The organism is Mucilaginibacter oryzae (genome assembly GCF_003148845.1).
Lineage (GTDB): Bacteria > Bacteroidota > Bacteroidia > Sphingobacteriales > Sphingobacteriaceae > Mucilaginibacter > Mucilaginibacter oryzae.
Genome location: NZ_QGHA01000018.1, coordinates 19,195 through 37,397, shown reverse-complemented (window position 1 = coordinate 37,397; position 18,203 = coordinate 19,195). Strand labels below are relative to the sequence as shown.

General features: G+C 45.5%; 17 protein-coding genes. 8 read left to right on the top strand and 9 right to left on the bottom strand.

What is annotated here, in order from left to right; genetic code table 11:
• Nucleotides 1-226 precede the first annotated feature (226 nt).
• Genes LX99_RS24170 through LX99_RS24160 form a run of 3 tightly spaced genes read left to right on the top strand, consistent with a single transcriptional unit; the run spans nucleotide 227 to nucleotide 2,506 of the window.
• On the top strand, nucleotides 227-1,021 hold the full coding sequence (locus tag LX99_RS24170; protein ID WP_109610686.1) for a DUF1223 domain-containing protein: 795 nt from the start codon (nucleotides 227-229) through the stop codon (nucleotides 1,019-1,021).
• Complete coding sequence (locus LX99_RS24165) at nucleotides 1,018-1,725, top strand: cytochrome b/b6 domain-containing protein (protein ID WP_109610684.1); 708 nt, start codon at nucleotides 1,018-1,020, stop codon at nucleotides 1,723-1,725. The genes LX99_RS24170 and LX99_RS24165 overlap by 4 nt, the downstream gene beginning before the upstream one ends.
• The gene (locus tag LX99_RS24160; protein ID WP_245928006.1) at nucleotides 1,697-2,506 is read left to right on the top strand and encodes a molybdopterin-dependent oxidoreductase; all 810 of its coding nucleotides are present in this window, start codon (nucleotides 1,697-1,699) and stop codon (nucleotides 2,504-2,506) included. Before LX99_RS24165 ends, LX99_RS24160 begins: the two co-directional genes overlap by 29 nt.
• A gap of 9 nt (nucleotides 2,507-2,515) precedes the next feature.
• Here LX99_RS24160 and LX99_RS25840 read toward each other — a convergent pair whose 3' ends face one another.
• The 4 genes from LX99_RS25840 to LX99_RS24145 form a co-directional block, all read right to left on the bottom strand.
• The gene (locus LX99_RS25840; protein ID WP_170122790.1) at nucleotides 2,516-2,680 is read right to left on the bottom strand and encodes a hypothetical protein; all 165 of its coding nucleotides are present in this window, start codon (nucleotides 2,678-2,680) and stop codon (nucleotides 2,516-2,518) included.
• Nucleotides 2,681-2,756: 76 nt separating this feature from the next.
• The gene (locus tag LX99_RS24155) at nucleotides 2,757-3,641 is read right to left on the bottom strand and encodes a sugar phosphate isomerase/epimerase family protein (RefSeq protein WP_109610682.1); all 885 of its coding nucleotides are present in this window, start codon (nucleotides 3,639-3,641) and stop codon (nucleotides 2,757-2,759) included.
• Between the two features lie 195 nt (nucleotides 3,642-3,836).
• The gene (gene def, locus LX99_RS24150; protein ID WP_109610680.1) at nucleotides 3,837-4,409 is read right to left on the bottom strand and encodes a peptide deformylase; all 573 of its coding nucleotides are present in this window, start codon (nucleotides 4,407-4,409) and stop codon (nucleotides 3,837-3,839) included.
• A 17-nt stretch (nucleotides 4,410-4,426) separates the two neighbouring features.
• A complete protein-coding gene (locus LX99_RS24145) occupies nucleotides 4,427-5,659 on the bottom strand; it encodes a M16 family metallopeptidase (RefSeq protein WP_109610678.1) in 1,233 nt (410 codons plus the stop codon).
• Between the two features lie 146 nt (nucleotides 5,660-5,805).
• On the opposite strand from LX99_RS24145, the gene hpt reads away from it, so the two are divergent.
• From hpt to LX99_RS24130, 3 genes are all read left to right on the top strand, one after another.
• Nucleotides 5,806-6,345: a hypoxanthine phosphoribosyltransferase gene (gene hpt / locus LX99_RS24140; protein WP_109610675.1), complete on the top strand. Its 540-nt coding sequence runs from the start codon at nucleotides 5,806-5,808 to the stop codon at nucleotides 6,343-6,345.
• Between the two features lie 115 nt (nucleotides 6,346-6,460).
• Nucleotides 6,461-6,961: a hypothetical protein gene (locus LX99_RS24135; protein ID WP_146203212.1), complete on the top strand. Its 501-nt coding sequence runs from the start codon at nucleotides 6,461-6,463 to the stop codon at nucleotides 6,959-6,961.
• A gap of 169 nt (nucleotides 6,962-7,130) precedes the next feature.
• Nucleotides 7,131-7,652 (top strand): transposase, encoded by a 522-nt coding sequence (locus LX99_RS24130; protein ID WP_109610671.1) that lies wholly within the window; start codon nucleotides 7,131-7,133, stop codon nucleotides 7,650-7,652.
• A 368-nt stretch (nucleotides 7,653-8,020) separates the two neighbouring features.
• On the opposite strand, the gene mfd is transcribed toward LX99_RS24130, so the two are convergent.
• On the bottom strand, nucleotides 8,021-11,368 hold the full coding sequence (gene mfd / locus LX99_RS24125) for a transcription-repair coupling factor (RefSeq protein WP_109610739.1): 3,348 nt from the start codon (nucleotides 11,366-11,368) through the stop codon (nucleotides 8,021-8,023).
• Between the two features lie 155 nt (nucleotides 11,369-11,523).
• On the opposite strand from mfd, the gene LX99_RS24120 reads away from it, so the two are divergent.
• Both LX99_RS24120 and LX99_RS24115 read left to right on the top strand, forming a co-directional pair.
• The gene (locus LX99_RS24120) at nucleotides 11,524-11,934 is read left to right on the top strand and encodes a DUF4199 domain-containing protein (protein WP_109610668.1); all 411 of its coding nucleotides are present in this window, start codon (nucleotides 11,524-11,526) and stop codon (nucleotides 11,932-11,934) included.
• Nucleotides 11,927-12,235, top strand: coding sequence for a DUF2752 domain-containing protein (locus LX99_RS24115; RefSeq protein ID WP_245928005.1), 309 nt, complete (start codon nucleotides 11,927-11,929; stop codon nucleotides 12,233-12,235). Before LX99_RS24120 ends, LX99_RS24115 begins: the two co-directional genes overlap by 8 nt.
• Nucleotides 12,236-12,283: 48 nt before the next feature.
• Here LX99_RS24115 and LX99_RS24110 read toward each other — a convergent pair whose 3' ends face one another.
• The 4 genes from LX99_RS24110 to LX99_RS24095 form a co-directional block, all read right to left on the bottom strand.
• Nucleotides 12,284-13,147, bottom strand: coding sequence for an N-acetylglucosamine kinase (locus LX99_RS24110; protein WP_109610666.1), 864 nt, complete (start codon nucleotides 13,145-13,147; stop codon nucleotides 12,284-12,286).
• Nucleotides 13,144-13,524 carry a response regulator gene (locus LX99_RS24105; protein ID WP_109610664.1) on the bottom strand — a complete coding sequence of 127 codons (381 nt, stop codon included), beginning with the start codon at nucleotides 13,522-13,524 and terminating at the stop codon, nucleotides 13,144-13,146. The genes LX99_RS24110 and LX99_RS24105 overlap by 4 nt, the downstream gene beginning before the upstream one ends.
• 173 nt (nucleotides 13,525-13,697) lie before the next feature.
• On the bottom strand, nucleotides 13,698-15,023 hold the full coding sequence (locus LX99_RS24100; protein ID WP_109610662.1) for a TolC family protein: 1,326 nt from the start codon (nucleotides 15,021-15,023) through the stop codon (nucleotides 13,698-13,700).
• A 6-nt stretch (nucleotides 15,024-15,029) separates the two neighbouring features.
• The gene (locus LX99_RS24095; RefSeq protein ID WP_109610661.1) at nucleotides 15,030-18,197 is read right to left on the bottom strand and encodes an efflux RND transporter permease subunit; all 3,168 of its coding nucleotides are present in this window, start codon (nucleotides 18,195-18,197) and stop codon (nucleotides 15,030-15,032) included.
• Between the last annotated feature and the right edge of the window lie 6 nt (nucleotides 18,198-18,203).

Sequence of the window (18,203 nt, the reverse complement as noted above, 5' to 3'; positions counted from 1 at the left end):
TGCAACGTTAGTCGGGCGGGAGCTGCAATCCTTACAAAAAATTATAAATTTATTTACCTGGAAAAGCGCTCTCGCGCATTAAATACTAAATTACATTTTGCTTGTTGATAACGAATGTATTATGATGATATTTATAAGGATTGGCGCTAAATAAAAATTTATTGTAAGGTTTTCCCCCTAAAACCGACAAACGCGATAAAACGGAATCTCATTTAATACCGGTGTAATGAAAAGGATAAAGACATCATCGCTTATGCTGCTGTTTACAGGCATAGCGTTTATAGCCGTAGCGTTTATTAATTATACAAGCGCTGCCAAAAGTAACAATAACAAGGTTGCCGACGTTGAAGGTAAAGGTTTTGCCTTGGTAGAATTATTTACTTCCGAAGGTTGTTCGAGTTGCCCGGCAGCCGATGAGCTGGTAGCTAAGGTTGAAAGGGAAGTCGGCGATAAGCCGGTTTATATTTTAGCTTATCATGTTGATTATTGGGACAGGCTGGGCTGGAAGGATACTTTTAGCAATGCTGCTTACACCAGGCGGCAAAAACAATATGCCGGATGGTTAAACCTGTCGCAAATTTATACGCCGCAAATAGTGGTTAACGGTAAAACCGAATTTGTTGGCTCGCAGGAAGCTGCTTTACGTAAAGCCGTTAATGCCGGGCTGCAGGCAGGCGGTGGAGCTCAGCTTAGCCTTATGGCATTACGTAATGCCGGCAATACCGCAACAATACGGTATAAGCTGGAGGGAGGCGCAGCAAGCAGTAGCGAGGTTTTGTTGTTGGCCCTGGTGCAAAAGCAGGCGGTAATTAAAGTAAAAAGCGGCGAAAACGGCGGGCGTACGTTAGCCCACACCCAAATTGTGCGCAACCTGCAAAGCTTGCCTTTAAGTAAAAGCGATGGCACGACTACAGTAAGCCTCCCTGCCGGTTTTGACCCTGGTAACTGGGAGTTGATTGGCTTTGTGCAAAACACCGCAAACGGAGCCGTTTCAGGCGCTTCAAAAACAAACTTTAAATGAAAGCAATTAAAGAAAAACACCCGCTTTTAATGCGTTGGACGCATTGGGTAAATTTCCCGATCCTGACCATCATGATCTGGAGTGGCCTGCTTATTTACTGGGCCAGCGATACGTATACGTTCAGCATTTTTGGGGTTACCTTTTTTCGTTTTTTCCCGCAGTGGTTTTATGATGCGTTGCATATCCCCAGGCGCCTGGCCGAGGGGATGGCTTTCCATTTTTTGTTTATGTGGTTTTTCGCGCTGAATGGTTTTTTATACGTATCGTACACCATCATTTCGGGGCAATGGCGAGAGTTGTTACCTAACAGGCACTCGTTTAAAGAGGCCTGGCAGGTGTTATTGCATGATCTGCATCTGCGTAAAATGGCACCGCCTCAAAACAAATATAACGCGGCGCAGCGCATAGCCTATACCGCTATTATTATCATGGGCTTTGGTTCGCTTATTACAGGGCTCGCTATTTATAAGCCTGTACAATTTAATTACCTCACCTGGCTTTGCGGCGGTTATCACCTTGCCCGGATCTGGCATTTTGCGCTTACCATTGGGTATGTGTTGTTTTTTGTGGTACATGTGGTGCAGGTAGTATTGGCGGGGTGGAACAATTTCAGGTCGGTTATATCGGGGTTTGAGGTGATTGATGAAACACCACAGCCGGTTATTCAAATAAAAAATGATGAAAGTAACGAAAAAGCTGAGTAAGATCTTCAAAAAGCGCGTCGCGAAAAAGGAACTTACGGTTGAGCAAACCATCAGCAGGCGCAATTTTATCTCCTTCGGGAGTTTTGCTGTTTTGGCTGGAGCCGCCTGGGGCGGCTGGCGCTGGCTTTACAAATCGCCGGTAGAACCTAATGGAATAACCGGGCAGGCGCACCTGCCGCTGCGCGCCGTGCTTAACACCAACGAAAAGCTGGTAAGAGGGTTATACAGCAACAACAACCTTGTAAAAACCTACCCTAAAGAAATGGCTGCCAAAGTAGTGCGCCATAACAGCGATATAGGTTCGGCCGGATTGGTAGATGTAGATGCCTGGAAGCTTACGGTTAAAAAAAGCAATGGCGAGGTGCTTAACATCGGTATCGACGAAATCAGGCGGTTACCCAAAACCGAGATAGTTTATGATTTTAAATGCGTGGAGGGCTGGGACCAGATCTCGCACTGGGGCGGTGTAAAATTCAGCGATTTTATGGCCCATTTTAAGCTGGATGCTGAAACCGCTTTGGAGTACGTAGGTATGGAAACGCCCGATAAACAATATTACGTAGGCATTGATATGCCCAGCGCCATGCATCCGCAAACTTTACTGGCTTATGAGGTGAACGAAAAACCGCTGCCGCCAAAACACGGCGCGCCTTTAAGGCTGATCATCCCGGTTAAATATGGTATAAAAAACCTGAAACGAATTGGTTCGGTTAATTTCAGCAATACCCGCCCCCGTGATTACTGGGCCGAACAAGGGTACGATTATTATGCTGGTTTGTAGAAATTTACGTTATGGTTTAGCTTGACCTGTGAAAGTTGAATGCTGTGTTGCAGACGAATATAGTTGATGGCTGCCGCGAGGTTCTGCTTCCGCCGCGCAGGCAAACAGGAAAGAAGCCAGTAAAATGATGATCAGATATTTGATTAAAGTAATGTTCATCTTTCCTTGTGCCATTGATATAGTCTATAAAGCAAAAAAGGCCTGCATATTGTTTTAATAGCAGGCCTTTTTTGCTTTTGTAAACACAATTTTACACCAGGTTCTTTTTAATATAGCTGATGCTTTGGCTGATGCTGGCAAACGGATCGCCGGGGCAAATATCCTGCTCAACAAAAAAGTACTTAAGGCCCGATTTTTTAGCCTGTGCAAAAATCTTTTTAAAATCAATAACGCCGTTGCCTACCTCTGTAAATTTTTTTGCAGGGGTTTTGTCCATGTCTTTAACATGCCACAGCGGGAAACGGCCCGGGTGTTTATCAAAAAGCGCTATCGGGTCCTGGTTGGCTTTGGTAACCCAGTATATGTCCATTTCCATTTTTACCAGGTTTTTATCAGTATTATCCAGTAAGATCTCGTATGGGTACTGACCGTTTTCCTGTATAAATTCAAAATCGTGGTTGTGATAGCATAGCTGGATGCCCGCTTCCTTACAGGTTTCGCCGGCTATATCAAGCATGTTAGCCACGTTTTTATAATGATCGATATTGCCGCGTTCGGCCTGCGACAGGTAAGCGCATACCATGTATTGTACCCCCGCCTCGGCCGCATCATCAACGGCTTTTTTCCAGTCGTTAAGTATGGTGCCTTTCTGCTGTTCGCCATTAACCAGTTCTTCGCCCAAACGGTAGTGGGCACTTGGCATAATCAGGCCGTTTTGCTTTAAAACGTTCGAAAAATCCCTCGCGCTCATGCCATAAAACAACTCGGTGCCGGTATAGGTTGCCCCCTCAACAGAGGTGAAACCTGTTTGTGCCACTTTGGCTAAAGCTGCTACCGGATCGGCAGCCATGGCATCGCGAACGGTATATAATTGCAGCCCTATGTATTTCTTGTCATAGGCGTATAGCCGGGGTGCTGCCAGCAAACCTGCCGAAAGTAGCGCCGATGTTTTTAAAAATGAGCGTCTGGTAGTCATAGGTTTATTTTTTACTGATTGGTTGTGTAAATATAACGCAATAAAAATGCCATTTCAAATACGGAAATTATATTGCCTGGTTTAATCGGAAAATGAGATGAGTAATTGCAGTTTAAAGATTAGCTGGTATTTGTTAAAACAGAACGCCTCTTGTTTTTTTACGAGAGGCGTTCTGTTTTTCAGGGTTACAACCAACTATCTTCCTTTTTTAACATTCGGAAATTTCATCCGGTATTCAACGTCAACCATCCCTTTGGAGATATCATTAAGTTTCTTTTCTATCAGGCGTTTACGTAAAGGGCTTAGCTTATCTGTAAACAGTTTACCTTCAATATGATCATACTCGTGCTGGATAACGCGTGCCGCCATACCTTTAAATGTTTCTTCATGATGTTTCCAGTTTTCATCATAGTATGACATGCGGACAACCGGCTTGCGGTATACGTCTTCCCGGATATCGGGGATACTCAGGCAGCCCTCATTAAAACCCCATTCTTCACCGCTTTCTTCCAGTATAGTAGCGTTGATAAAAGCTTTTTTAAAGTCTTTCAATTCGGGCTCTTCATCGTCAAAAGGGGTGGCATCAATTACAAAAAGACGCATAGACATGCCCACCTGCGGCGCGGCTAAACCCACACCACGAGCGGCATACATGGTTTCGAACATGTTCTCAACCAGTTCTTTAATATGCGGATACTCGTCGGGCTCAATGGCTGTCGCCTTTTTTCTTAAAACCGGGTCGCCGTAGGCTATGATAGGGTATTTCATCGTACAAAAATAAAGGATTATTGCTTAGGCTCAAACATCAAAGTAACCAGGCGGGCCGGATCAAAAATTTCATTACTTATGGTTAACAATTGTTGGGCGGTTACCGCGTTTATCTTTTCAAAAATTTCGTCCAGGGTATCAATCCGGTTAAAATCAATCATACTTTTGGCCATGGCAATAATTACGCTCATGCGGTTCTCTTCGGCCAGCGCAATCTGGCCTATAAATTTTTGCCTGGCCTGGTGCAGCTGTAGCGTGCCCAGTTGCTGGTCGCGAAGCCTTTTTAGTTCCTTGTGTACCAGTTTTGATGCTTTCGCCGCTTTTTCGGTATCTGTTCCAAAATAAATAGAAAAAATGCCGGTATCGGTTAGCGGTGTATAGTTCGACTCGACAGTATAAGCGATACCGTGCTTCTCCCTGATCTCGAGGTTAAGGCGACTGCTCATACCCACGCCGCCAAGCAGGTTGTTAAGCAATAACAACCCCCATTTATCCTGGTGTGCCGAAGCGTAAGCCTGCGCACCGATAATGCAATGCGTTTGCGAAATAGGTTTATTAACAATGTGAATGCCGGGAGGGGTAATGCCCGGCGCCTGCCTGTTTTTTTGCGGGTAACTGGCAGCAATAGGGCCGAAATATTTCTCAGACAGGGCCACCAGTTTTTTAAAGTCGTAATTGCCATGTACCGCGAAAATCATCTCGCCCGTATTATAATTGGCGGCTATAAACTCGCTGATGTTTTTGCTGTTAAGCTTGCCAACGCTTTCGGGCGTGCCCAATATGTTTTGGCCTATGGGATGATCCTTAAACAACAGTTCTTCAAAATCATCCTGTATCGCCTCTTCGGGCTGATCGAGGTAGGAAGCAATCTCATCCAGGATCACCCCGCGCTCTTTTTCCTGCTCATCTTCCGGGAATGTAGAATGAAATAAAATATCCTCAAACAAATCCATGGTGCGTTCAAGGTGCTGGTTAAGCAGCGAGGCATGAATGCAGGTATATTCTTTAGTTGTGTAGGCGTTAAGGTCGGCGCCAACCAACTCCAGGCGGTTCAGAATCTGGTTGGTGTTGCGGCGTTCGGTTTCTTTAAACAGCAGGTGTTCAATAAAATGCGCCAGCCCCTCTTGCCCCGGCAGTTCATCGCGCGAGCCTGCGTTTACAATAAAACAACAGTGGGTAATTGCCGAAGGCCAATATTTATGAAGTATACGGATGCCGTTAGGCAAGGTAAAAAGTTGATAGTCTGTCATCAGGCTGCAAAGATAAGCTTATCTGTTACAATTATTTTTCATGTTATTGTAAGTGATTTATAGTATTTTAGTCGCTTAAACCCAATTTTGCTGCGTTTATAAATTGCTTGGCAGGATAAGGGTTTAATTAAACTGACCCTTTGAAAATGAAAAAACAGATTGATGACCTCGAGTTTGAGACCCTTATAACTGCCAGTCAGATAGAAGAGCGGGTAAAAGTTATCGGGGCGCAAATAAGCCAGGATTTTAAACATACGGTTCCGGTAATAGTTGGTGTGCTTAACGGCAGCTTCCTTTTTATTGCCGACCTGATTAAACAGGTTAACATACCCTGCGAAATTAACTTTACCAAATTAGCTTCATACTACGGCGGTACCACCAGTACCCTTAAAATCCGCGAGGATATTGACCTTACGGTTGATATTAAAGGCCGTGATGTATTAATTATTGAAGATATTGTTGATACCGGCAATACGGCGCATTATCTTATTGAAAAGCTGAAACTGAGGGAGCCCGCTTCGCTAAGGCTTTGTTCATTACTGCTTAAACCCGCCGCCCTGCAAAAAAAGATTGATGAACTTAAATACGTAGGCTTTGAAATTGACAACGACTTTGTAGTAGGATATGGCCTCGATTATAAAGAAATGGGCCGGAACCTGCCCGATATTTACAAAAAGGTGAATTAAGTTAACATTCGCTATCTGTTGATTTACAGCTGATTTTGCATGTTACGAGCTTGCGGACGGAAGTTTTTTAACTGCAAATTTAAAACAATGGGCCGGTTGGCCCGTTTTAGGTTTTATGAAATACACATCTTTACTTATGTCGGGCTGCATTGCAGCGTCTTTTTTGTTTTCATCATGCGATAAGGAAGGACCCACCGTATCTACAGTTAATATCACGGTAACTAATGGCTTAACCGGTACTGCTTCGGCAGGTGCCACCGTTTATTTATACGATGATCCTGATAAAGTAAACAATGGTGCAGCGCCTGCTTATACGCTTACAGCCGATGCTTCCGGAAAAATAAACGCTTCTGTTGATTACATAGGCGGCTATTATGTTACCGCGGTTAATGGTACCCAAAAAAGCTTTTATAACGGGCTTTTACCTGTAGGCATTTTCAAAACCCAGGCCGAAATAGATGCAAGCCCGGTGCAAAATCCGGTAGCTACTATTGGTTCGGTAAAGTTTAAGGATGTTAACGGTGATGGCAAAATTGATGCCGCTGATAAAACCGTAGCGCCGGTACTTTACCTGGAAATGGGGCAAACTATCCCTTACAGCATTTCGGTTTATTAATTGAAAAACAAAATATTTTGAGGAGCTGTTGGTGAAAACCGGCAGCTTTTTTTGTTTTAAAAATAGTCGATGCAAAACTAAAGGGATAATAACCCTGCTTGTTTGTTCTTTTTAGTAAGCGGATAATAAATTTGTACCCACGCCATTGTTTTCTGGTTATTTTTAATTGATGGAATTAAATGAGGTTTATTTCTATACCGCAACTATTAACAACTGGATCCGGTTGCTTGAAAAAGACGAGTTTAAGCAAATTGTTTTAGATAGCCTTGTGTGGCTCGTTCAACAGAAAAAGATTGCAGTTTATGGCTTTGTGATCATGCCTAACCATATTCATGTGATTTGGTCTGGATCCGAAATGAATGGAAAAGAAAAGCCGTTTACCAGTTTTATGAAGTTTACGGGGCACAGGTTTTTGAGCGAATTGAAAAAGAATGATCAAGGTTTCCTGGATCTGTTTAAATCAGATTTGGTGAATAGGAATCACCTGTTTTGGCAACCAAACGCCCTGGCTAAGAAGGTGGTTGATCGTAAAATGCTGGAGCAAAAACTGGATTATATACACCTCAATCCATTGCAAGCCCATTGGAATTTAGTTAACGATCCTAATGATTACTATTTTTCATCATGTTCGTTTTATGAACAGGAGGATAAAAAGTTTGATTGGTTAACGCACTATATGGACGCTGTTTGATTGTTGTGCCTTCTGCGTGTTGCCGTGAGGGCACGGCAACCAGGATGGAGCATGATTTTTTTATACCGTGTTGGCGTGTCTCACGCCAACCAACTCTTTTCTTCACTCCAACTAAGCATTTTAAATTGTGATTAGCTCGTTGCTTAGTATGCATGTTGCCCTGGGGACATGGCAACGAGGGGAAATGTGAGTTTTTCTGTTCTATATCCCCGCGTTGGCGTGTCACCACGCCAACTAAGCATCCTAACTTTTGAATTAGCACTTTGCTTAGCATGCATGTTGCCGTGAGGACACGGCAACCGGTGTAGAGGGGGGTGAGCGTGAGTTTTCTATACTGTGTTGGCGTGTCTCACGCCAACCAGCTCTACTTACCCAATCCCGGCCACCTCACTTAACAACCTCACAGCCTCATCAACACTATCAACGCCTTCAATGCCCAATCGTAAGGTGTTTTTTACCTCTTTAAGGTTGGTACGCCTCGGGTTTTCCTTTACAAAATTCAATACATTTCGGAATGCTTCGGTTTCGAAATAACTCGATTGCTGGTTGGTAATAAAATATCCCCGCAATACATTTTTCTTAAGCGAGATCTTTTCAAAGCCAATAGCCTTACCCAGCCATTGCAGGCGCATGGTATTCAGCAAGCTGTTAACCTGTGGTGGCACCGGCCCGAACCTGTCGTGCAGTTTTTGTTGAAAAGCCTCCAGTTCAACCTCGTTTTCCAGTTTTGAAAGTTCGGTGTATAGGTTGTATCGTTCAGAAATATTGGTTACGTACTCATCAGGGATCAAGATCTCCAGGTCGGTATCAATTTGCGTAAACGAGATATATGGCCGCGGTTTATCATCGGGGAATACATCTTTAAACTCGTCGTCTTTAAGTTCCTGTATGGCCTCGTCCAATATCTTGTGATACATCTCAAAGCCTATTTCGGCGATAAAGCCGCTTTGTTCGGCGCCTAACAGGTTACCGCTGCCGCGGATGTCCAGATCGCGCATGGCCACGTTAAAGCCGCTGCCCAAATCGCTGAACTCTTCAATTGCGCTAAGGCGCTTGCGGGCCTCGCTGGTTAAGGTTGACAAAGGAGGACTTAACAGGTAACAATACGCCTTTTTGTTGCTCCGGCCTACGCGGCCGCGCATCTGGTGCAAATCGCTCAGACCAAACATGTGGGCGTAGTTTATAATGATGGTATTGGCGTTGGGTATATCCAAACCCGCCTCAATAATGGTGGTGGCCACCAGCACATCGTACTCGTGGTTCACAAACTTCAGCATCACATCCTCCAGGTCATCACCTTCCAGTTGCCCATGGGCTATGCCTATGCGGGCTTTGGGTACCAGCTTGCGGATCATGCCGCCTAATTGCGGCAAATCGGCCACCCGGTTATGGATAAAGAAAATCTGACCGCCACGGTCAATTTCAAACTCAACCGCTTCCTTAATCAGTTTGTCGTTAAACACATGCAGTTCGGTAACTACTGGCTGGCGGTTTGGTGGCGGTGTTGAGATTATGGAAAGGTCGCGCGCGCCCATTAACGAGAAGTGCAGCGTACGGGGGATGGGTGTAGCCGTGAGGGTTAACGTATCTACGTTGGCGCGCATCTGTTTCAGCTTCTCTTTGGTTGATACGCCGAACTTTTGCTCCTCATCTATAATCATCAACCCAAGATCTTTAAACTTCACATCTTTACTCACTAAACGATGGGTGCCGATAATGATATCAACCTTACCTTCTTTCAGCTTCTCCAGCGTTTCCTTGATCTGCCTGCTGGATTTAAAGCGGTTTACGTAATCAATATTGGCAGGGAAGCCCTTTAGCCTGTCGGTAAAAGTTTTATAGTGCTGGGCCGCTAAAATAGTAGTTGGCACCAGTATGGCTACCTGCTTGCTATCGGCAACGGCTTTAAATGCCGCGCGAACGGCAACCTCGGTTTTGCCGAACCCCACGTCGCCGCAAATAAGGCGGTCCATCGGGTGGGGCGATTCCATGTCTTTTTTGAAATCGGCGGTAGCTTTTTCCTGATCGGGGGTGTCCTCGTACAGAAATGACGCTTCCAGTTCGGTTTGCAGGTAACTATCGGGCGAGAAGGCATTGCCGTGCTGCGCCTTACGCATAGCGTAAAGCTTGATCAGGTCGCGGGCTATGTCCTTAACTTTTTTTTTTGTGGTTTTTTTGAGCCGCTCCCAGGTATCGGTACCCAGCTTGTTCATTTTAGGAACGGTACCCTCTTTGCCGCTGAATTTGGAGATGCGGTTAAGCGAGTTGATGTTTACGTACAGCAGGTCGTTATCGGCGTAAATGAGGCGGATCATTTCCTGTTGTTTGCCATTTACATCAACCTTCTCCAGGCCGGCATATTTGCCAATGCCATGGTCAATATGGGTTACAAAATCGCCGGGTTTAAGGTCGCGCAGTTCTTTCAGGGTAATGGCCTGCGAACGCTGGTAGCCTTTGCGGGTTTTGTATTTATAGTAGCGGTCAAAAATCTGGTGGTCGGTATAGCAGGCCAGTTTTTGTTCCTGGTCAATAAAGCCTTCGCGCACCGAAATGCTGATCGGGGTGAATTTTAAGGTTTTATCCAGGTCATCTAAAATGGCATATAAACGCTCCACCTGTTTGGCCGAATCGGTCAAAATAAAATTCTCGATCTTATCGGCCTCGTTATTTTTAAAGTTGTGGATCAGCAGCGTAAAATCTTTATTGAACGATGGCTGCGGGCGCATATCAAAATTGATCACCGTAGCATCGTTATAAAAAAACTGCTTCCCAAATTCCACCACCGGGAAATCATGCAGCTGATCGCCGATGAGTTTCTCGTCTGTAAACCCAAACTTCGGGTCTATCCAATCCGGGTTTTGGGCTTTTTCATCCGCAGGGAGGGCTTTCCACAGGTTAACGGCCTTTTTGTAGCCGCTTTGGATGATATCCAGCGTAAACTGTACATCTTTTATCCAAACCTGGGTGCCGGGCTCCACATACTCTAACAGGGAAATATTGTTTTCGGTTAAAAACTTGGATTGCACGTTAGGTACAATGGTAATGCTTTTAACCCGCTCGGCCGAAAGCTGGCTTTCAATCTCGAAGGTGCGGATCGACTCGATATAATCGCCAAAAAACTCAACCCTGTAGGGCAGCATGTGCGAAAACGAGAAGATATCCACAATACCGCCGCGGATGGAGAATTGCCCCGGTTCGTACACAAAATCAACACGCTCAAAATCGTACTCAATTAAAAATTCGTTGATAAAATCGATGCTCAGTTTATGATCAACCGAAATTTCGAGTGTGTTTTTTTCAAGGCCCGACCGATCGATCACCTTTTCGGCCAGGGCTTCGGGATAAGTAACGATCAGCTGTCCGTATTCGGCGCTATGGTTAAGCTCGTTCAATACCTCGGCACGGGCAAGTACATTGCTGCTATCGGGCTGGCTAAACTCAAAAGGTTTGCGGTAAGATGAGGGGAAAAGCAAGGCTTCTTTACCGGTAAGGTTTTCCAGGTCGGCCTGGAAATAGCCTGCTTCCTCGCGGTCGGGCAGTACAAACACCATGTGCTTGTGCTGCAAAAAGTACAAAGCTACCGCCATGGCCGAATCGCTTGATCCTACCAAACCACGGAGCTGAACCCTTGGATTTTTTGAGGCGTTGAGCGCGGTAGCCAACGCTTTGATCCGGTCATCAGCTTTGTATCTGTCTAATATATCGCGGATATTCAAATCGGCGCAAAGATAAACAAAAAATAAAAGCCAGCTAAAAAAGCATGTCCCTAAAAAATAATGCAAACAATATACCTGCTTATTTACTTTTAAAAGATAAATTTATGTGTGTAAAAAGGCATAAACATATTTATAAAACCAAATAAATTATAATCATGAAGAATGCAGTTTTATCAGGGGGCATCATCGGCATATTAAGTATTTTATGGATTTTTTTAATGCCCCGCTTTGGCGTAACACCCCAAAAAGATGTAGTGGCGCCTGCCGAATATTTTTCGTTTGTGATACCGGCAATAGGCTTGTTTCTGGGTATGATGAGTTACCGTAAAAACGAATGTAACGGGCAGATGGGTTTTTTAGAGGCCCTTTTTCAAAGCTTTAAAATATTAATTGTGGGCGGTGTGATTGCTGTTTTCGGTTCAATTCTTTACATTAGCTATGTGTCGCCATCCGGCGCCAATATGCAGGATTTTTCTGAGCGGATATTCGGCGCCTTAATTGTCGGGGTGGTACTGGCGCTGGCGGTTTCACTAATATTTACAAACAAGGCAAAAAAACTTGATTAAGCGTATATTTTCAAAGTATTTTGAATTGTTTTTCTGGATAGCGGCGATGCTTTCCATGGCCTTCGCTGCGCCGGCAGATGAATCGCACTTTACCTTATGCCCGCTTAAACTGATGGGAATAGGCTGGTGCCCCGGCTGCGGCCTGGGGCACAGTATTATTTACCTGCTGCATGGCGATGTGGCTGCTTCCTTTAACGCGCACTGGTTGGGTATTCCTGCTGCTATAGTCATCATTAACCGCATTTGGGTACTTACCCGATCGCGGATGCAGGAACACAGACTGTTCAGGAGCGCAGCATAAGCTATCCGTAGTTTAGTGTTGCAAAGAATTTTTCCTAAATGGGGCTGTTTAGTCTGTGGCCATGGCGTTGCGCTTCAGCACAAAGTCCATCAGGTCATGAATAGGCTGTTTGATAATCTTGCCCGTTTTTACCCCATGCAGGCGGCACAATAATGTAAGTTCATCAGCAAAGGAGTAAGCTATAGAACCAACAAAATGGCATTTGTATTTATGGTACTCGGGGTACGATTTGATATTGCTTTCAATAAACTCTACCAGCCCCTCAACCAGCATAGCGTGGCCGTATTCGGTTTCCTTAATTTCGCTGACAAACTTACTGAACGTGGCGAGGTAAGTATTGGCATTGGGCTTTTGGTAAACATTTTTAATAACAATCTCCTTGTTTAAAGGATAAGCCCGGTTAAACCTGATACTGATATCATGCGGCATATTACCGTATAAAAAATCAGTGATCAGTTTTTTTCCAAACCAGGTGCCTGAGCCTTCGTCGCCCAAAACAAAACCCAACCCATGCTGCCCGTCGTAAATGCTTTCGCCGTCAAAAAATGAAATATTGCTGCCGGTACCCATTACACAGCAAATACCTTTATCGTGCCCGCAGGTGGCATAAGCACAACCCAGCAAATCACTGTCGACACTGATATATGATTTCGGGAAATGCTGGCTAAGCGCGTTCGACACGATCTCGTGCCTGTCGGGGCTGCTGCAACCCGCGCCAAAAAAATAAATCTCGGAAATTTCGGGAGCCATGGCAACCATTTCAGGAGCCTGTTCAAGCACCACGCGTGCTATTTCTTTTTCGGTTAAAAAGTAGGGGTTTAAACCTGCGGTAAGGAACGAACGTGTTTCCTGGTCTGAAACGGTGAGCAGCCAGTCGGTTTTTGATGACCCGCTATCTGCAACTAAGATCATAGACAAATTTCTTCGAGCACTTTATTGGTAAGTGGCTTATGTATAAATTGGGTAATGTATTTGTTATCTGCCGATAACCTGATGTCTGTAGGGTCAAGAGACGATGACAGCATGTAAATTTTAACACCTTTTTTGGCGATGGCAAGGCCATCAAATTCGTGCAGAAACTCAAAGCCGTCCATCACAGGCATCCTGATATCTAAAAAAATCACATCGGGGTCTACCGATCCGTCTTTTAACAACTCAATAGCTTCTGTGGGCGATTGTCTTACAATAATTTGCTCGGCAAAATTATTGCTCTCTAAAACCCTGCGTGTAACAAAGTTATCGATGTAATTATCGTCGATAAGCAAACAGGTTTTAAAGGGGACGGTCATATCTCAAAAATAGGGTTTTAAACTTATTATTAAAATGTTTTTTTTTAATTGTTAACGCGGTTTTGTTAGCGTAAGTGTTGCCGTTGAACAACTTAATTAAAAAAAGTTTAAAAAATCCCCGTTTTAAATAATAAACGGGGACAAGGATTCATACCGCCGCATCATAACTTCGGTTACTGTATATTGATGCTGTTGGTGATTTGTTTCAGCATAATTTCGGCCTGTTTACTTTGGTACTGCGCCGCAAAGAATTTTGATTGCGCGTCCAGGTAATTGCGTTGCGCTTCCCTTACTTCTAAAGGTGTAATGTTGCCTAACTTATATTTATCAAGCGTAATATCAAGATTGCGTTTGTTAAGGTTAACGTTGGCTTCTTCCAGTTTTACCAGGTCAAGCCCGGATAAATAGGCTACAAAAAGATTATTGATCTGTGCCTCCACGTTCAGCCTGGTTTGTTTGGCGCTGATTTCGGCATTTTCAATCTGGATCCTGGCGTTTTTTTCCCGGCGGTTCTGGTTAAAACCATCAAATATGTTAATAGTTGCCGTAAGCCCGTAATTAAATCCGTGAACATTCTGCGATAGGGTAAAGCCCGCCGGCGTTCTGCTGTTGGTAAACGTATAACCCGATGTTACGCCAACCTGCGGATAGCGTGCCGCGCGTACCTGTTTCAGGTTGATCTCGGCCAGGCGACGGTTAATTTGCGCCGACAGGATAGCAGGGTTTTGAAGCTGCGCGTTATTGATCACATCGGCAAGGGCCAGTTTATCATCAACCACAATGGTATCAGTTACCGAAAAATCGGTTTGCATATCGCGGATCAACAATTGGTTAAGCTGTATTTTTAAAGATTTAAATTGCTGGTACTGGATAACGAGGTTCCCAGTGTCGGTATTAAGGTTTACCTGCGCGTTCAGCACCTCGAGCCTTGAAGCCCTGCCTACGTTAAATTTATCGGTAGCGATGCGTAGTTGCGTACGCGAAATATCAATAGCGCCCTTAAGCGCTTTAATCTGTTCATTCTGGCTGATGAGGTTGTAATAAGTATCAATAACATCGGCCATGGTACGTTGTATGGTATCCTGCAGTCGTAACGAGCCAAGTTTATCCTGTTGTTTCAACTGATCATAATTGGCAAACATGGCAAAGCCATCAAAAATGGTCCAGTTAAGGTTTACGCCATAGTTGTTATTTGAATTTTTGGCGTTACGGATATTATTTACCGTGCCATCGTTACGGGTTTGTTTGGTAGTTTGGCGACTGTTATTGTCGTTAAAATCGCCGGTAAGCTGCGGAAAAATCCCCGCGTTGCCCAACGTAACGTTGTTTGATGCTATGGTGGAGTTATTTTGCGACAGCCTGATATTATAGTTGTTTTTCAGGGCTATTTCTACCGCTTCTTTCAATGTGAGCAGCGGAGCCTGCGGCTGCTGGGCTTTCGCTATGGTTGCAGCCATCGCGAAAGAGAATACCAGGCAAGCAATTTTCTTGATCATCATATTTAATTACAGTTTTTCGATCAATTTTGGTTCTTGATGGTTGTTGATGTGGGGATGGCGTGCTGCTTCGGCCATTTCGGCTTCGGCGGCCATATCTTCGGGATCATGGTCATGATCTTTACGGGTTTTGGAGGCCATCAGCATGTACATCATCGGTATAATGTAAAGCGTTAATACCAGCGAAAACAGCATCCCGCCCATAATTACAATACCTAATGATACACGGCTTTTTGCACCGGCACCCAAAGCAAAGGCTATGGGTACAGCACCCAATACCACAGCCAAACTGGTCATGAGGATAGGGCGGAGACGTGCTGTGGCGGCCTCAATAACGGCCTCGTATTTGGCTACGCCCTGCTCCATACGCTGGTTGGCAAACTCCACAATCAAAATCCCGTTTTTGGTTACCAGGCCTACGAGCGTGATAATGCCGATCTCGCTGAATATATTGAGCGTTTGGTTAAACAGCCACAACGAAAGGAACGCGCCCGAAATAGCCAGCGGCACGGTAAGCATTACGATAAACGGATCGATAAAGCTTTCAAACTGGGCGGCTAATACCAGGTAAATGAGTAACAGCGCGAAACCAAAGGCGAACAGGATGTTTGATGAGCCCTCGGCATAATCCCTCGACGGGCCGCTTAACGCGGTACTGAAAGTATCATCCAGCAAGCCTTTGGCAATCCGGTCCATTTCTTTAATGCCATCGCCAACGGTGTATCCGGGTGCCAGACCGGCAGATACTGTGGCAGATTTATAACGGTTAAAGTGATAAATAGCCGGAGGCGTTGCTCCCTCGGTAGTTTTTACCACGTTATCCAGTTGCACAAGAGTACCTTTCGAGCTGCGCACATAAACGGATTTGAGGTCAAGCGGCTGATCGCGGTTAGCCCTGTCAACCTGCGCTATAACCTGGTATTGTTTGCCGTTAATGAGGAAATAATCTAAACGGCCGGCACTATAGTACAATTGCAGCGTTTGGGCGATGTCATCCACCGAAACACCTAAATCGCGGGCACGCTCACGGTCGGTAACCACGCGCAGCTCGGGTTTGGTGAATTTGAGGTTTACGTCTGTCCCCGAAAAAACCGGGCTTTTGGATACCTCGGCAAAAAACTGCGGCAGTACTTTACGGATCTTTTCAAAATCCTGGTTTTGGATAACGTATTGTACCGGTAACGAAGTTTTTGAACCCGAACCGCCACCGCTGATGGTTTGTTCCTGCACTACAATGGCGCGGGCATCAGGCATCTTTCTCAGCTTTTTGTTGAGCCAGTCGGCCAGTTCCTGCTGGGTACGTTGCCGTTGATCCGGCGCGACCAGGCCCACCCGGCCAAAGCCCGAGTTGGCTGCGCCGCCACCGCCAAATGATGGCGAAACGATTTCGAGGTTGATGTTAGCCTCGGGTATAGAGTCTTCCACCAGGTTGGCAACCTTATCCATGTACCTGGTCATGTATTCGTACGTGGCGCCTTCCGAGCCGGTAACGCTGTAACGCAGTAAGCTCCGGTCGTCTAAAGGTGCAAGCTCTGAGGGGATCACATTGATCAATACCCCGATAATAATTACCGATGCCCCAAGGATCACGAATGATACCCATTTACGTTTCATGAACTTAACCAATGATTCATGGTACGATTTGACCATGTTGACAAAGAACGGCTCTGTTTTTTCGTAAAACTTCGATTTCTTTTGGTTTTTACGGATCAGCTTCACGTTCAGCATCGGCGTTAAGGATAACGATACGAAAGCCGAGATCAGTACCGAACCGGCAACCACCACCGCGAACTCGCGGAATAAACGGCCCGTAAAGCCCTGTAAAAACACGATAGGCAGAAACACCGCCGCCAGCGTAACCGAGGTAGATATCACCGCGAAAAAAATCTCGGCCGAACCTTCAAAAGCCGCTTTCCGGATGGCCATGCCTGCCTCTACTTTTTTGTAGATGTTTTCCGTCACCACAATACCATCATCCACCACCAGGCCCGTTGCCAGTACAATGCCCAGCAGGGTAAGGATATTGATAGAGAACCCGAAAATGTACATGATAAAGAATGCACCTATCAGCGATACCGGGATATCTATCAGCGGGCGGAAAGCGATGAGCCAGTCGCGGAAAAAGAGGTAGATGATAATTACCACCAATACAAAGGCCACAATCAGCGTTTCTTCCACCTCAGAGATGGACTGGTTAATGAAGCGGGTATTATCCAACGCCACCTTAACCGAAATATCGGGCGGAAGATCTTTTTTGATCTGCGCCAAACGGGCATAAAAATCCTTGGCTATCTGTACATAGTTGGCGCCCGGCTGCGGTACAATGGCCAAAGCCACCATCGGCACGCCCGATTCTTTAAATATCGTTTCTTCGTTGGCCGATCCTAATACGGCGTAACCCACATCGCGCAGGCGGATAACCCGGTTGCTATCTGTACGGAGAATAAGGTTGTTAAAATCCTGCTCGGTAGAAAGTTTGCCTAAAGCCCTGATGGTAACTTCGGTATTATTGCCTTCAATTTTACCTGCGGGAAGTTCCACGTTCTCTTTAGCCAGGGCCGCGCCAATATCGGTAGCGGTTAAGCCCTGGGCCGAAAGTTTGGTTGGGTCAATCCATAAGCGCATAGCGTACTGGCGCTGGCCCTGCACGTTAATGGTACTTACTCCGGGTATGGTTTGCAGGCCCTCTAACAATACGTTTTCGGCGTAATCATCCAGCTGGTTAATGTTACGTGTGTTGCTGCTTACCGTAAGGGTAATGATCTGGTCGGCGCTGGCATCGGCTTTGGTTACTACCGGTGGGGCGTTAATATCCTGCGGCAGCTGGCGCTGGGCCTGGCCCACTTTGTCGCGTACGTCGTTAGCGGCGGTTTCCAGGTCGGCGTCCAGATCAAACTCAACCGTAATATTACTTGAGCCTACCGAACTGGTGGAAGAGATATTGCGGATGCCCGGAACGCCGTTAATCGCTTTTTCCAGGGGCTCGGTAATCTGCGATTCAATTACATCGGCATTGGCGCCCGAGTAACTGGTAGAAACCGAGATGATAGGCGGATCGACCGAAGGAAAATCCCTTACCCCTAAAAATTTGTAGCCGATAATACCGAACACAACAATAACTACTGACATTACTGTTGCCAGCACCGGTCTTTTAATACTTACTGAGGATAAGCTCATATCGGT

Coding starts and splice junctions, on each gene's coding strand:
- LX99_RS24095 (WP_109610661.1), bottom strand. CDS start 18,197: ATGAGCTTATCCTCAGTAAGTATTAAAAGACCGGTGCTGGCAACAGTA.
- LX99_RS24165 (WP_109610684.1), top strand. CDS start 1,018: ATGAAAGCAATTAAAGAAAAACACCCGCTTTTAATGCGTTGGACGCAT.
- LX99_RS24100 (WP_109610662.1), bottom strand. CDS start 15,023: ATGATGATCAAGAAAATTGCTTGCCTGGTATTCTCTTTCGCGATGGCT.
- hpt (WP_109610675.1), top strand. CDS start 5,806: ATGAAAAAACAGATTGATGACCTCGAGTTTGAGACCCTTATAACTGCC.
- def (WP_109610680.1), bottom strand. CDS start 4,409: ATGAAATACCCTATCATAGCCTACGGCGACCCGGTTTTAAGAAAAAAG.
- LX99_RS24105 (WP_109610664.1), bottom strand. CDS start 13,524: ATGACCGTCCCCTTTAAAACCTGTTTGCTTATCGACGATAATTACATC.
- LX99_RS24160 (WP_245928006.1), top strand. CDS start 1,697: ATGATGAAAGTAACGAAAAAGCTGAGTAAGATCTTCAAAAAGCGCGTC.
- LX99_RS24145 (WP_109610678.1), bottom strand. CDS start 5,659: ATGACAGACTATCAACTTTTTACCTTGCCTAACGGCATCCGTATACTT.
- LX99_RS24110 (WP_109610666.1), bottom strand. CDS start 13,147: ATGATCTTAGTTGCAGATAGCGGGTCATCAAAAACCGACTGGCTGCTC.
- LX99_RS24130 (WP_109610671.1), top strand. CDS start 7,131: ATGGAATTAAATGAGGTTTATTTCTATACCGCAACTATTAACAACTGG.
- LX99_RS24120 (WP_109610668.1), top strand. CDS start 11,524: ATGAAGAATGCAGTTTTATCAGGGGGCATCATCGGCATATTAAGTATT.
- LX99_RS25840 (WP_170122790.1), bottom strand. CDS start 2,680: ATGGCACAAGGAAAGATGAACATTACTTTAATCAAATATCTGATCATC.
- LX99_RS24170 (WP_109610686.1), top strand. CDS start 227: ATGAAAAGGATAAAGACATCATCGCTTATGCTGCTGTTTACAGGCATA.
- LX99_RS24155 (WP_109610682.1), bottom strand. CDS start 3,641: ATGACTACCAGACGCTCATTTTTAAAAACATCGGCGCTACTTTCGGCA.
- LX99_RS24135 (WP_146203212.1), top strand. CDS start 6,461: ATGAAATACACATCTTTACTTATGTCGGGCTGCATTGCAGCGTCTTTT.